At 59.7% G+C, this 13,534-nt stretch carries 12 protein-coding genes and 1 pseudogene; 1 reads left to right on the forward strand and 12 read right to left on the reverse strand.

The features are described 5' to 3' along the window. Positions 1 to 74: 74 nt before the first annotated feature. From B9Z48_RS21755 to B9Z48_RS01700, 8 genes and pseudogenes are all read right to left on the reverse strand, one after another. Positions 75 to 275 carry a hypothetical protein gene (locus B9Z48_RS21755; protein ID WP_233260981.1) on the reverse strand — a complete coding sequence of 67 codons (201 nt, stop codon included), beginning with the start codon at positions 273 to 275 and terminating at the stop codon, positions 75 to 77. After that, positions 260 to 1,075: pseudogene (gene rhuM / locus B9Z48_RS01670) on the reverse strand (RhuM family protein). The gene B9Z48_RS21755 and the pseudogene rhuM overlap by 16 nt, the downstream one beginning before the upstream one ends. Positions 1,076 to 1,125: 50 nt before the next feature. Continuing rightward, positions 1,126 to 1,956, reverse strand: coding sequence for an urease accessory protein UreD (locus B9Z48_RS01675; RefSeq protein ID WP_108376927.1), 831 nt, complete (start codon positions 1,954 to 1,956; stop codon positions 1,126 to 1,128). Between the two features lie 54 nt (positions 1,957 to 2,010). Then, the gene (locus B9Z48_RS01680; RefSeq protein WP_108376928.1) at positions 2,011 to 2,778 is read right to left on the reverse strand and encodes an ABC transporter permease; all 768 of its coding nucleotides are present in this window, start codon (positions 2,776 to 2,778) and stop codon (positions 2,011 to 2,013) included. 15 nt (positions 2,779 to 2,793) lie between these two features. Then, positions 2,794 to 3,612 (reverse strand): ABC transporter ATP-binding protein, encoded by an 819-nt coding sequence (locus tag B9Z48_RS01685; RefSeq protein WP_108376929.1) that lies wholly within the window; start codon positions 3,610 to 3,612, stop codon positions 2,794 to 2,796. A 125-nt stretch (positions 3,613 to 3,737) separates the two neighbouring features. Beyond that, complete coding sequence (locus B9Z48_RS01690; RefSeq protein WP_108376930.1) at positions 3,738 to 4,772, reverse strand: ABC transporter substrate-binding protein; 1,035 nt, start codon at positions 4,770 to 4,772, stop codon at positions 3,738 to 3,740. Positions 4,773 to 4,998: 226 nt separating this feature from the next. Continuing rightward, the gene (locus tag B9Z48_RS01695) at positions 4,999 to 7,299 is read right to left on the reverse strand and encodes an NADP-dependent malic enzyme (RefSeq protein WP_108376931.1); all 2,301 of its coding nucleotides are present in this window, start codon (positions 7,297 to 7,299) and stop codon (positions 4,999 to 5,001) included. Positions 7,300 to 7,491: 192 nt separating this feature from the next. Next, the gene (locus tag B9Z48_RS01700) at positions 7,492 to 8,973 is read right to left on the reverse strand and encodes a nucleobase:cation symporter-2 family protein (RefSeq protein WP_108376932.1); all 1,482 of its coding nucleotides are present in this window, start codon (positions 8,971 to 8,973) and stop codon (positions 7,492 to 7,494) included. Positions 8,974 to 9,324: 351 nt separating this feature from the next. Here B9Z48_RS01700 and B9Z48_RS01705 point away from each other — a divergent pair, with 351 nt between their 5' ends. Next, positions 9,325 to 10,659 carry an FAD/NAD(P)-binding oxidoreductase gene (locus B9Z48_RS01705; protein WP_108376933.1) on the forward strand — a complete coding sequence of 445 codons (1,335 nt, stop codon included), beginning with the start codon at positions 9,325 to 9,327 and terminating at the stop codon, positions 10,657 to 10,659. Positions 10,660 to 10,738: 79 nt separating this feature from the next. On the opposite strand, the gene B9Z48_RS01710 is transcribed toward B9Z48_RS01705, so the two are convergent. Genes B9Z48_RS01710 through B9Z48_RS01725 form a run of 4 tightly spaced genes read right to left on the reverse strand, consistent with a single transcriptional unit; the run spans position 10,739 to position 13,461 of the window. Further along, positions 10,739 to 11,581, reverse strand: coding sequence for a phytanoyl-CoA dioxygenase family protein (locus B9Z48_RS01710; protein ID WP_108376934.1), 843 nt, complete (start codon positions 11,579 to 11,581; stop codon positions 10,739 to 10,741). Between the two features lie 5 nt (positions 11,582 to 11,586). Then, positions 11,587 to 11,907, reverse strand: coding sequence for a hypothetical protein (locus B9Z48_RS01715; protein WP_233260982.1), 321 nt, complete (start codon positions 11,905 to 11,907; stop codon positions 11,587 to 11,589). Continuing rightward, positions 11,867 to 12,460, reverse strand: a complete 594-nt coding sequence (locus tag B9Z48_RS01720; RefSeq protein ID WP_089952984.1) for a hypothetical protein — start codon at positions 12,458 to 12,460, stop codon at positions 11,867 to 11,869. The genes B9Z48_RS01715 and B9Z48_RS01720 overlap by 41 nt, the downstream gene beginning before the upstream one ends. 26 nt (positions 12,461 to 12,486) lie before the next feature. Beyond that, positions 12,487 to 13,461, reverse strand: a complete 975-nt coding sequence (locus tag B9Z48_RS01725; RefSeq protein WP_108376936.1) for a hypothetical protein — start codon at positions 13,459 to 13,461, stop codon at positions 12,487 to 12,489. Positions 13,462 to 13,534 lie beyond the last annotated feature (73 nt).

Here is a 13,534-nt window from a genome sequence, read left to right on the forward strand (position 1 = left end):
TTGGCCTGATGTCTGCAACCAGCCTGAAGCGGAACTCAGCCTCTGGGCTTTAAGCCAATTTCTCCGCATCTTGGCTAGGGTGTCGAGGATCTTTGTTTCGCCACTGCTTCCAGCGCCTTCAAATCTTCCGCATCGGCGGCTTGGGCTTCGGCCAGGCGGCGCTGGGCGTCGAAGCTGTCGTAACGCTCGTGGGCGATTTGCTTGGCACTCTCATTGCTCAGCTTGCCGCTGCCTTGCAGGATGGGTTTGTCGTTGAAGCTCAGCAGACGATCCACTTTTGGCGCCAGTAGTCCAGTGTCAGGGGCTGTCGGTCTTTGACGCGCAGCTCGGCTTGTTCCAGAAAGATGACGACCAGTCGGTTGAGGGTGTCCACCTCGTCGGCGATCAGATAGTTTTTGGCCACAATCACGTCGGCCTTGCGAACACGGCTGCCTTCCCACGTGGTCAGACCCATGTTGGGGGCGTTTGCATTAGCCCGGTCTCGGATGATTTCGGCTGCGGTGTGTTGTGTGACGGCGTAGAGCAGCTTGTTTTGCACTTCGGCAAAGAAGAGTTGTGCGCTCTGTTAATTGGCCTGGTAGTCGCTGCTCAGGGCAAACAGCTCCCGCACCTTTTGGTAAAACCGCTTTTCGGACGCACGGATCTCGCGGATGCGCGCCAGTAGTTCGTCGAAGTAATCCCAGCCTCCCGGGTTCTTGAGGCGTTCGTCGTCCATGACGAAACCTTTGACCAGGTATTCGGTCAGGTGGGCAGTGGCCCATTGGCGGAATTGGGTGCCACGCACTGTACGCACGCGGTAGCCAACGGCCAAAATCAAAGGAAGGTTGTACAAAAAGGCCTGCCGTTGTACCTTGCGCCGACCTTCAGTTTGAACTGTCAAGGATTCCTTGACAGTTGCCTCTGACCTCAATTCGCCTTCGGCCAAAATGTTTTTGATATGCAGACTGGCGTTTTGTTTGCTTGTGTTGAAAAGCTCGGAAATCTCTTGCTGGTTCAACCAAATGTTCCCGTCCATGGGACGAAATTGCACGCCGGCCTTGCCATCGTCGCTCTGATAGATGATCAGCTCACTCATACCGTCTCCCCGTTTTTTATCCTGACTTGAGCCAAACGGTATTGTGCGGCCTAAAGATTCCAAAGCCGTGGCACAGCCCCTGGCAAGCCCCACATCTCATGCCGCCATGCCGCCCACACTTGCCGCAGCAGCTGCATCGCAGGTTCGGTGACAGGCGAAAGCACCCGCAGCACGATGACCTGTTGGTGTGGCGATGTGGCCCCGGCGGTCAGGCGCAGTTCAGCCGCTTCAAGCAATTCACGCGCACAGGCCAAGGCGCGATCTGAGCGTTCAGCCGCGATGGCGCTGCCCGCTGCAAACACCAGCGTGGCCATGCAGCGCTGGCCTGCCAGGCCCAGCGGGCTGTTCATCAATCGGGTGTCGGTGGCGCTGATCGTGCCGCGCTCCAGCCACACGCCGGGAATTTCCATGTGCTGACGGAAGGTGCCTTGAGCGAAAGGCAGGTCTGCGGCGGGCAAGCCCAAAGCGGTGATGTCCCAAGTGATCAACTCAGCCCCGGGTGCCAAGTCAAACACAGCGCGGTTGAGGCCATCACAGCCGTTGTAGGCAATGGCTTCGAGGGGCAGCCATTCCAGTCGGGCATCCGCCTCGACACGCGCATGAACCTGTTGCGTGGCCAAGCCCGCTTCTGACCGGTAAAAGCGTGTGGCCCCGGGCGTCGTGACCAAACCATGTGCGCCAGAGCCCACGGTGACACGCATGTCGAGCGTGTCGCCACCCACCAGGCCGCTGGGCGGGTGCACCAGCACGTTGTGGCACACCGCATCGCCTTCGGGGTAGAGGCTTTGCAAGATGCGCAGCGGGCCTTGGTGCAGGTAGCGGGCCACGCTGCGCTCGGCTTCGAGCGTGTAGTCCAAATCGAGTCGGGCCAGCCAAGTCATTGGATCCACTTCCTGAGGTTGGCCGACGGCATCACACGCACAAGAGCAAGCGCTTCACTCGCCTTGTGAGCCGCGATGCGCCCAGCCGGTGGTGTGCTTTTCGATGTAGCTGAACAGTTCGTACATGACCATGGCCATCGCGCCCACCACCACCAAGCCAGAAAACGCCAGACCCATCTGCATGGCCGAGCCTGCCGAGATCAGCAGGTAGCCAATGCCTTCGTTGGAAGCCGTCATCTCGGACACGGTGGTGCCGACAAAGGCCAGCGTGATGGCCACTTTGAGTGAGCCATAGAAGTAAGGCATGGAGCGCGGCAGGCCGACTTTGACCAACACGTCCCAGCGTTTGGCACCCAGCACGCGCAGCACGTCTTCGAGCTCAGGCTCCAGCGTGGCCAAACCCGTGGCGATGTTCACCATGATGGGGAAGAAGCTGATCAGGAAGGCCGTGAGGATGGCCGGGCCGATGCCGATGCCGAACCACACCACCAAAATCGGCACAAAGGCCGCTTTGGGCAGGGCGTTGAAGGCCGTCATGAGCGGGTACACAGCGGCATAGGCCAGACGTGAGCTGCCGATGACAAAGCCCAGCAGCACGCCCACCACGATGGCGATGCCAAAGCCCACCATGGTCACCCAAAAGGTGCGCCAGGCGTGACCGGCGATCACTTCTTTGAATTCGACGGTTTGCTGTGCGATGCGCGAGGGGCTGGGGAAGACGAATTCCGACACGTTGAAGGCGCGGCACAGGCCTTCCCAGATCAGAATGCTGAGGACCAGCAAAACCCAGGGGGACCAGCGTTCCAGCGTTTTTTGTTTCATGTGCGTAGCTCCCGTTTATTGGTTGATGGCTGTACCGGTCTTGCGCATGGCACCGATGTGGCCGCGCAGCTCGTGCACGATGTTGGTGAATTCGGGGGTGTAGGTGATCTCCAGATCACGCGGGCGCGGCAGGTCGATCTCGCGCTTGACCACAAAGCGGCCAGGGCTCTTGCTCATCACGTACACCGTGTCGGCCAAAAACACCGATTCGCGCAGGTCGTGCGTGACCAGAATGACGTTGAACTTTTGCTCGGTCCACAGGTCGCGCAAGATGCACCAGAGTTCTTCACGGGTGAACGCGTCGAGCGCACCAAAGGGCTCGTCGAGCAGCAGCATTTTGGGCTCATGAATCAGGGCGCGGCAGATGCTGGCGCGTTGCTGCATGCCGCCCGACAGTTGCCAGGGGAACTTGTCTTCGTAACCAGCCAAGCCCACGGTGTTCAGCAGCTTGCGGGCGCGTTCTGCGTACTCTTCGCGTTTTTGCTTGAAGTTTGACCGGTAGGGCTCCACGATTTCGAGCGGCAGCAGCACGTTGTCGAGCGTGGTGCGCCAAGGCAAGAGCGACGAGGCCTGAAACGCCATGCCGCTGATCTTGAGCGGACCAGTGACCGGCTGGCCGTCGACCAGGATGCGGCCTTTGCTGGGCATCTTCAGGCCGGTGGTCAGCTTCATGAAGGTGGACTTGCCGCAGCCTGATGGCCCAACGATGGCGATGAACTCGCCTTGCTTGACCTGCAGATTGATGTCTTCGACAGCAAAGTGGTTTTGCGCCAGCAACTCGTCGTTGTAGGCCAGCCAGACATTCTGGAAATCAACGAATGATTCTTGGGTCATGGTGAGAGCTCGAAAATGGTGTTCGAAAGTGTATACACGCTACGCCCTGTAAAAGCCCACCGACCCGTGCAGGGTGGCGGTGGGCCCGGAGCGCCGGGGCGGCATGCCCCGAAGCTGGCGCAGGATTACTTCTTGCCTTTGGGCAGGATGTCCAGCTCTTTGGCGGTGGGCAAGAACGAGCCGTTCCAGATGTCTTCAGACTTGACGCGGGTCTTGGTGTTGAAGGCATCCGACACTTGCGAAGCCATCAGCGTCATGCGGGGGCCGTTGATCTGGCCAAAGCCTTCGGCGCGGGCCGAGGGGCTGTTGATCACGGTGTCAATGGCCAGTTGCAGGCGGCGGGTTTCGAGCGCCACGTTGATGATGCCGTCGCGGGCCTTGACCGATTCAATGGCTTTGGCGGGGTCGGCCATCACGTCCTTGGCACCCTTGGTGAAGGCGGCCAGGAACGCTTTCACAGCGGCTGGGTTTTCTTTCAGGATCTTGGGCGAGGCGATGATCGCGTTGCCATACAACTTGACGCCGAAATCGGGGTACTGCATGACCACCACGTCTTCGGCTTTCACGCCACGCGCTTCGATGTTGAGCAGCGAGGTGAAGGTGAAGCCGGTGATGGCGTCCACGTCACCGCGCACCAACATGGTTTCGCGCAGCGGTGGGTCCATGGCCGTCCAAGCCACGTTGCCGATGCCGTTGGCTTTCTGGAAGATGGGGAAGGCGCGGCGGCCAGCGTCAAACACGGGCGCACCCAGCTTCTTGCCGGCCAGGTCAGCGGGGGTCTTGATGCCGGACTTCTTCAACGCCATCACCGAGGCGGGGGTGTTGTTGTAGACCATCATGATGGCCACAGGCTTGTTGGGGGCGTCGGGGTTGTTGGCGTGGAATTCCATCAGGGCGGCCAAGTCGGCAAAGCCCAAGTCATAGGTGCCCGAAGCCACGCGAGTCACCGCGCCACCCGAGCCGTTGCCTGAGTCCACCGTCACGTCCAGTTTGGCGTCCTTGAAATAGCCTTTGGCCGCAGGCAACAAGAAGAAAGCCGAAGGGCCTTCAAAGCGCCAGTCCATCTGAAATTTGATGGCCGTAGATTGGGCTTGTGCCAAACCAAAAGAGGCAACAGCAGCCAATGCGGCCGTGGCCTTGAGTAAGAAACGCTTGTTCATGAGGGGCTCCAGGGTCAAATAAACGGTGAATCTTGTCTAGCAAATTCGGTGCCATTATCGACCATGGTCCTGACGCTGAATGTCAGGTCCATCCCCTAGAGATGCGGCTGAGATGCCCTGTTGGGGTGCCATTTTGTGACAAATTCGCACCAAAAAAGGGCTTTTGAGCTGTTCAAAGCGCATGCAGCCCAGCCCCTGCGCACAGGGGCTGGGCTGCTTGAGTGCCTCAATGGTGCGCTTGCGCCACGGCCAGGGCCGTCATGTTGAGCACCCGGCGCACGGTGGCTGCAGGCGTCAGGATGTGCGCGGTGCCGGCCGCCCCCATCAGGACCGGGCCCACGGTCACACCGCCGCTGGTGGTGGTTTTCATGACGTTGTACAAAATGTTGGCCGCGTCCAAGTTGGGGCACACCAGCAAATTGGCCGAGCCGCTCAGGGTGCTGTCTTCCAAGTACACGTTGCGGATTTCAGGCTGCAGGGCGGCGTCGCCATGCAGCTCGCCGTCGCACTCGATCTCGGGGTGCTGCGCCACAAACAGGTCACGCGCTTGGCGCATCTTGCGGGCCGATGCCCGTTTGGACGAGCCGTAGCTCGAATGCGAAAGAAACGCTACCTTGGGCACGATGCCAAAGCGCTGAACTTCTTGAGCCGCCATGTAGGCGATCTCGGCCAGCTGCTCGGCGCTGGGGTCCTCATTCACATAGGTGTCGGTGATGAACAGCGGCCCCAAGTCGCTCATGAGTGCGTTCACGGCGGCGTAGTTGGTCACGCCCGCACGTTTGCCCAAAATGCTGTCGATGCGTTCCAGGTGCGTCATGTAGCTGCCTGTCAGGCCGCAGATCAGGCCATCGGCATCTCCCAGCGACACCATCAAGGCACCAATGATGGTGTTGGAGCGGCGCACCGCCGCCTTGGCCACCGCAGGCGTGGCGCCGTTGCGCTTCATCAGCTGGTGGTAGTGCTCCCAATACTGGCGAAAACGTGCATCGTCTTCAGGGTTGACGTTGTCCACGTCCACGCCCAAGCGCATGCGCAGCCCGGCTTTTTCGATGCGGGCAGCGATCACGCCGGGGCGGCCGATCAGGATCGGGTGGGCCACTTTTTCATCGATGGCCATTTGGGCGGCACGCAGGGCACGCTCGTCTTCGCCGTCGGCATAGGCCACGCGTTTGGCGTCTTGCGGCACCGCCTTGGCGGCATTGAAGATGGGGCGCATCAGGATGCCCGTTTGCGTCACAAAGCTTTGCAGCTGCTGGCGGTAGGCGTCCATGTCGGTGATGGGGCGCGTGGCCACACCGGAGTCGGCGGCGGCCTGGGCCACGGCCGGGGCGATGCGCAAAATCAGGCGAGAGTCAAACGGCGTGGGGATCAGGTAGTCGCGCCCAAAAGACAGTTCTTTGCCCGCGTAGGCGCTGGCCACTTCTTCGCTGATGTCGGCCTTGGCCAGGTCGGCAATCTGGCGCACGCAGGCGAGCTTCATGGCCTCGGTGATCTTGGTCGCGCCGCAGTCCAGGGCCCCCCGGAAGATGTAGGGGAAACACAGCACGTTGTTGACCTGGTTCGGGTAGTCCGAGCGGCCGGTGGCGATGATGCAGTCGGGGCGGGCGGCTTTGGCCAGCTCGGGGCGGATTTCAGGCTCGGGGTTGGCCAGCGCCAAAATCACCGGGTCGCGGGCCATGGTCTTGATCATGTCCACCGTCATCACGCCGGGGGCCGAGCAGCCCAGGAACACATCGGCGCCGTTGACCGCATCGGCCAGCGTGCGGGCGTCGGTCTTTTGCGCGTAGCGGGCTTTGGATTCGTCGTAGCCACCGGGGCGACCTTCGTAGATCACGCCTTTGGAGTCGCAGACAAAAATGTTCTCGATCTTGACGCCTAGGCCCACCATCACATCGAGGCAGGCGATGGACGCAGCGCCTGCGCCCGAGACGGCCAGCTTGATGCTGCCAATGTCTTTGCCCACCAGTTCCAGGCCGTTGAGCATAGCGGCCGAGGCGATGATGGCCGTGCCGTGCTGGTCGTCGTGGAAGACCGGGATGTTCATGCGCTCGCGCAGCTTCTTCTCGATGTAGAAGCACTCGGGCGCCTTGATGTCTTCGAGGTTGATGCCGCCCAGGGTGGGTTCCATGGCGGCGATGATGTCTACCAGCTTGTCCGGGTCGCGCTCGGCCAGCTCGATGTCGAACACGTCAATGCCCGCGAACTTCTTGAACAGGCAGCCCTTGCCCTCCATCACGGGCTTGGCCGCCAGTGGGCCAATGTCGCCCAGGCCCAACACGGCCGTGCCGTTGGTGATCACCGCCACCAGATTGCCACGCGAGGTGTACTCGGCCGCTTTGGACGGGTCGGCCTCAATGTCCAGGCAGGGATAAGCCACGCCGGGCGAATAGGCCAGCGACAAATCGCGCTGGTTGGACAGGGGCTTGGTCGGGTTGACTGAAACCTTGCCGCGTGTGGGAAAGCGGTGGTAATCGCGGGCCGCGTCGCGCAGGGCTTCTTCGGCGGGGGAGAGTGGTTTTTGGCTCATGGAAAGTGTCTCGTTGGCTCAGTAAGGGAATCCATTAGAAAGCGTAACCCATTTGGAGGACCGAATACCCTGCGGATTACCTGCATAAAAAGCAAAAAAGCCAAGCGCTGGGCTTGGCTTTTGGAGGGCTTGTTGGGAGAAATCATGCCGCACCCGGCGTGACCGGGTGGCCATGACTTCTGCCGCACCATCTCAATGCGAGTCGGCTTGTTTGGCCGCTTCGATGGCGTCGCTGCTGTCGCCCTTGGAGCCGTTGAAGTACAGGTTCAAGAGCACAGCGCTGATGGAGGCCAACAAGATGCCCGACTCGATCAGGGGGTGGATGCTGTGGGGCATCCACTGCAAATAGCGCGGTGCAATCAGCGGGATCATGCCAAAGCCGATCGAAATCGCCACGATGAACAGGTTGTTGCGGTTGCCCTTGTAGTCCACGTTGGCCAGAATGCGGATGCCGGTGGCGGCCACCATGCCGAACATCACCAAGCCCGCGCCGCCGAGCACAAAAGTGGGCAGCGACTCGACCAGGGCCGCCATTTTGGGCAGCAGACCCAGAACGATCAGGATCACGCCGCCTGCCACGCAGACGAAACGGCTTTTCACGCCCGTCACACCCACCAGGCCCACGTTTTGCGAGAAGCTGGTGTAGGGGAAGGTGTTGAAAATGCCGCCGATCAGGGTGCCCAGGCCGTCGGTGCGCAGACCTGCGGTGAGCATCTTTTGATCCACTTTTTTGCCGGTCAAGTCACCCAAAGCGAGGAACATGCCGGTCGACTCGATCATCACCACGATCATCACCAAGGTCATGGTCAGGATCAGGATCGGGTCAAAAACAGGGGCGGCAATTTCAAAAGGCAGCACCAGGTCAAACCAGCCGGCTTTGCCGACTTTGTCGAAATTCATGAGGCCTGCGGCCGTGGCCACGATGCCACCGATCACGATGCCCAGCAGGACCGAAATGTTGGCCACAAAGCCACGGGCGTACTTGGCAATCAACAAGATGGACACCAACACAATGGCAGCAATGCCGATGTGCGAGAGCTGTGCGTACTTGGGGTTGGGCACCGAGCCCACGATGTTCATGCCCGCTGGGACTGGAGGCACCGCGCCTGTGCTGGCCGCTTGTTTGGCGGCATCGAGCCAAGCCAGGTGTTCCGGGTTAGGGATGCTGGGCGCTGTGGGGCCAAAGGGGTTGCCAAAAATCCAGTTGATGCCCACACGCATCAGGCTGATGCCGATGACGGCAATGATGGTGCCGGTGACGACAGGCGGGAAAAACCGCAACATTCGACTGACTATCGGCGCAATCAAGATCGATATCACCCCCGCGCCAATGATGGCACCAAAGATCAGCCCCGCGCCTTGCACGCCCGGGTTGTTGTTGGCCATGGCCACCATCGGGGCCACAGACGCAAACGTCACGCCCATCATCACGGGCAGTTTGATGCCAAACCACTGTGTGGCACCCAGCGATTGGATCAGCGTGACCAAACCGCAGCAAAACAGGTCGGCCGAAATCAGCATCGCCACTTGTTCAGGGCTGAGCTTGAGGGCGCGGCCCACGATCAGGGGCACGGCCACCGCGCCGGCGTACATTACCAGCACATGTTGCAGGCCCAAAGCGGCGAGCTTGCCATTGGGCAAATGCTCGTCCACGGGGTGGATGGTTGAACTCATGGAGGGGTCTCCTGAAAAGTAAACAGAGGGGAAAACTGCAAAGAAACTAGATGTGTGCCTCTTTGTGTTCCAAACTGTATACAAAATAGAATGCGATGTGGATGCGTGAAAACCCTGTAATGACCCAGGTCAGACGATTTGCATCGGGCGGCAGACCGTCGCTGGTGCATGAGGGGGCATGCCAACCGGTGCGCCTTGGCGTGCGCTGGGCCAACTCAGCGCCAGAGGGTGAATCGATCGCGTAACATGAGCGTTCACGCCATGGGCGTGACACCACCTGCCTTCGAGGCATTGGAGCCCCGCTCCTCGTATGCGCCGACAGGTTTCTCCCTTCATTCACGGAAGTCCTTTATGACCCCCGCACGTCGCACCCTCCTCAAGGGCGCGGCAGCACTGGGCGCGCTGTCTGCTGCGTCCCGTGCTGTCATCGCTCAGCCATTTTTGTTTTCACCCACCACCGAGCTGATGCCCAAGGGCAAAAAACGCCGCGTGCTCATTTTGGGCGGCGGCTGGGGTGGCCTGGCCACTGCACGCCATTTGCGCGAAGACGCCCCCGACCTCGAAGTCGTGCTGCTCGAAAAGAACCCCATCTTCTGGTCCTGCCCGCTGAGCAACAAATGGCTGGTGGACGTGGTGGACACGTCTTTCCTTGTGCACTCGTACACGGCCGCGGCCGAACGCATGGGCTACACCTTTGTGCAGACCGAAATCACCGACATCGACCGCGACAAAAAGCGCGTGCACACCGCGCAGGGCTTTGTGGACTACGACTGGTTGGTGGTGTCCGCTGGCATTCGCGTGACCTACGAGCCCTGGTTTGGCAACGACCGTGCAGCGGCGGCCTACACCCAAAAGCATTTTTCCAGCGCCTATGTACCCAGCTCTGAGCACCTGGCGCTCAAGCAAAAAATCAAAGGCTTCAAGGGTGGCACGTTTGTGATGACGCTGCCCCCGCCACCGCACCGCTGCCCGCCCTCGCCCTACGAGCGGGCTTGCCTGATGGCTGACCATTTCAAGCGCAACAAGATCCCGGCCAAGATTTTGATCCTCGACCCCAAGCCCCGCATCATGCCCATTGGCGGCGGCTACCGCATGGCTTTTGACGAGCTTTACCACGACACCATCACCTACGTGCCCAACGCGGGCGTGAAAGAGCTGGACCCTTACAACAAGGTCGTCAAGACGATGGCAGGCGACTTCAAGTTCGACGATGCCATCTTCATGGGCCACCACCAAGCGGCCGATCTGGTCTGGAAAATGGGCGCCATTGGCAAAACACCGGACGGCAAACCCAGCACCTGGGCGGCAGTGCACCCCGAGTTCTACAACCTGAAGGACGACCCGAGCGTGTTTGTGATTGGCGACAGCGTGGGCGCGGTGTCGCCGCAGTTTGGCCACTACCCCAAGAGTGGCCATGTGGCCAACCGCATGGGCCGCAGCGTGTCGACCTACATCGCGCAGCAATCCAAAAACCAGGCCATGAAGCCGCTCATCATCGACAACCTGTGCTTCATGCTGGTGAACACCGAACCGCTCGAAGCCATCAGCGTGAAGTTTGATTACAAGATGGGCCCCGAGGGCCACATCCTGCAAACCGTGACCGACGACAACTTCCGCCGCCCCGCTCTGTGGCAAGAAGATTTGCAGTGGTACGGCAGCATGGTGAAGGACTTCACCGGAGGGTGATTGTTGGTGGCTCCGTGACGCTGAGGTGCGAAACATGGAGCCATGATCCCCATTGATCGATCGGCAGCCCGACCTTGGGTCAAGTTTGAATCAAGGGAAACAGCGCATGGTCCATCGGCACGCCTGCGGCCAGCTCTTGGTCCAGCCCGGGGAAGGGCGGTGAAGTCACCCAAGGGCGCGGCGCATGGGTCATGTCGTCACCCAAAAAGCGCACCGAGTACACGCGCCTGCGCTGCGTGCCGTCCACGCCTGCTGAGGCGTGCAGGCTGAGCATGTGAAAACACACCAAATCGCCCGGCTGCAAGTCCCAGCCCAAGATGGGGAAGTCTTCGCGGTGCTTGTCGATGTCGGGCAACTCGGCCAGCGAGCCTTCGGGGAACCATTTGGCCTGGTTCGTCATGAAGGTGCGCGGCATGAGCCAGGGGCCACGGTGTGAGCCCGCGACAAACTCCAGCGTGGAGGGGCGGGACACCGGGTCCACCGGAATCCAGAAGCTGATGTTTTGCAGACCGTCCACGTTGTAATAAGGCTGGTCCTGGTGCCAGGGCGTGCGCTGGCGCGTGCCGGGTTCCTTGACCAACAGGTGGTCGTGGTACAGACGCACCGTCTGGCTTTGCATCAACCGCTGGGCCAGTGCGGCCAGGGGCGTGTCGAAGATGAAGCGCTTGAACTGCGGGATGTCCTGCCAGTTGCAAAAGTCCTCAAAAAAGCGCCCCGGGTCGTCCGGCCGACTGGCCACCATGCCGCGTGGGCTGGGGTGGGCCAAGTTGGCCTCGATGCCGTCACGCAGCAGGGCCACTTCTTCGGGCGTGAACAAGTTGCGGATGCACACCGCGCCATCGCGCTGGTAGTCGGCCACGTCCTGGTCGGTGGTGCAGGCCTGCACACGCTGGCGCAGGGTGTTGAGGTCAGGTGAGGTCATATCGTTCAAGGTTGGTCAGTGGAGGCGGGCACAAACGGCTTAGCCAACTCGGGATTTTGCCTGCGTGCAACGATGAGATCGCGAACAAAAGCGGTTGGTAAATCTGGGTTGTCGAGCCCAGCTTTACCTACCATGGCCCAGAGATTGATCTGTTCAGCGATGGTTTGACGCTCAGCCACGGCATAGGCCTTGGCTTGGCTGTAAAGCCCATCGTGGATGTTCACTGGTTTGCCCATGGCGATCACCTTTGAAGGAAAAAAATGGCGTGGCGCTGAACTTGGAAAGTTAAGCGTGAATGAAACTCGCTTGATTTTTGAGTTCTTCAAGGTAGACACTCAACACCTCACGGGCGTGAGCCTCACTTCGCGCTGGCCCAAAAGTCATTTTCAACACCTTATCTGAATCCACACCCAGACTCGCCTTGTCATTGATCACCAGGTAACCAAAATGATCCATCAAGCCCAGCATGACGGACTCTAAGCAATCCGTACGCGTCTGGTTGAGGCGCAAGGAAAGGTTCAAATCACCTGAAACCATCCTTGCAATCTGCCGCAAAGCGCGTTTATCGCCTGTCACCAGCCGCGTGATGCGATGGTCTTCGACCAAGACAGCCAACATCTGCCGTTCACCCTCATCCAGCTGTTCGTAGCGCTCCAATAGCTCAATCGAGGCTTTAGGAATGGGCTGAGTCTTGAGCAAGAATGCTTCAAGGCAATCCAGAGCTGCGGGGTTGTTTTTGAGCTTCTTGCGGAGGACAAAAGGAATGCTCGGGATGACCCAAACTTCGGCTGGCGGTGACCCGATCCACTCCAAAAAAGAATTCAAAAGATCACAACATGCCAATTTGTGGACGATGTCGTTGTCGGCCAGGATGATCATCGCTGACAAGGCTCAAGTAAAGACGATCAGGCCAGAGCGGTCTGAAGGAATTCCAATTGATCTTCCGACACAGCTTCGGTGTCGAAGGACTGCCAGAAATAGGTGTTGACCAGTGCGCCACCGTCAGGCTCGCCGGCAATGTGCTTGAGGGCTTGGGTGGCCAAGGCATGGGCCTTTTGCGTGTTGCCGTAATTCAGGATGATGTGCCCCACATCGATGCGCTCTTTTTGGCTTAGCGCGAAGGCAGCGCGGTAAAGCGCAGCACCGCTGCGAAGGGCACCAGCGGCTGAATACGACACCGATTTGCCATTGATTAGACGGATGGCATAAGCATCTGCCTCTTTTTCGTCGGCGTCGCCTCGGTCTGCATCGCCAATTTTTTCATCCACCACAAAGCCGTTGCCCGTCAGGTGACCGTGGCCAATGTGGCCCAGCTCATGCGCCAAGTGGAACAGCAAATGCGAGGGCGAGCCTTTGCGTGATAGCACGACCGCAAAACGATCAGCGTCGCGCACCACCATGCCCGTCATCTTTTTGGCGGGCAGTTTGTGCACATACAAAACAGGGATGCCCGCTTGAGCGCACCAAGCCAGCAAAGAGGGCAGGCTCACGCAATCAGCCGATTGAAGGATGTGGTCGCGCAGTGCAGCCGCATCTTTGGGGATAGGATCTTGAGTGGGCTTGAAACCTTTGAGCGCCATCTTGGCCACAGCCGTGGCGTAGTGCGCACTGACGAAAACGTCAGCAGGGTCCACACGCTCGTTGAGCTTGAATTTGCGCTCCGTCTCCAAGAAAGTCACGGGCGCTTTGGGGTCAGCCAGACTGGCCAAGCTGATGTTGAAGGCTCGCGACAGATACATCTGGGCTTGCTGCAAGCCAGACGGGATGGTGGCGATGTCGTCGCTCCACCAGCTGGGCAAAGTTTTGCGAGCGAAAGACGCGGCAATACCCACTTGGCTCAGGCGAGCAAACAAGTTTTGGATGGGATTGACGGTAGCCACGATGTGCTCCTTGCGCTCGAAAATGACTTCTTGTATTTTGAAATCAAGAGGACTGATTCTAAAGGATTACTCA

The organism is Limnohabitans sp. WS1 (assembly GCF_003063265.1).
In the GTDB taxonomy this organism is placed as follows: domain Bacteria; phylum Pseudomonadota; class Gammaproteobacteria; order Burkholderiales; family Burkholderiaceae_C; genus Limnohabitans_A.

Excerpts from the sequence above, each read along its gene's own strand:
- B9Z48_RS01675 (WP_108376927.1), bottom strand. The coding sequence starts at position 1,956 with ATGACTTGGCTGGCCCGACTCGATTTGGACTACACGCTCGAAGCCGAG.
- B9Z48_RS01680 (WP_108376928.1), bottom strand. The coding sequence starts at position 2,778 with ATGAAACAAAAAACGCTGGAACGCTGGTCCCCCTGGGTTTTGCTGGTC.
- B9Z48_RS01685 (WP_108376929.1), bottom strand. The coding sequence starts at position 3,612 with ATGACCCAAGAATCATTCGTTGATTTCCAGAATGTCTGGCTGGCCTAC.
- B9Z48_RS01690 (WP_108376930.1), bottom strand. The coding sequence starts at position 4,772 with ATGAACAAGCGTTTCTTACTCAAGGCCACGGCCGCATTGGCTGCTGTT.
- B9Z48_RS01695 (WP_108376931.1), bottom strand. The coding sequence starts at position 7,299 with ATGAGCCAAAAACCACTCTCCCCCGCCGAAGAAGCCCTGCGCGACGCG.
- B9Z48_RS01700 (WP_108376932.1), bottom strand. The coding sequence starts at position 8,973 with ATGAGTTCAACCATCCACCCCGTGGACGAGCATTTGCCCAATGGCAAG.
- B9Z48_RS01705 (WP_108376933.1), top strand. The coding sequence starts at position 9,325 with ATGACCCCCGCACGTCGCACCCTCCTCAAGGGCGCGGCAGCACTGGGC.
- B9Z48_RS01710 (WP_108376934.1), bottom strand. The coding sequence starts at position 11,581 with ATGACCTCACCTGACCTCAACACCCTGCGCCAGCGTGTGCAGGCCTGC.
- B9Z48_RS01720 (WP_089952984.1), bottom strand. The coding sequence starts at position 12,460 with ATGATCATCCTGGCCGACAACGACATCGTCCACAAATTGGCATGTTGT.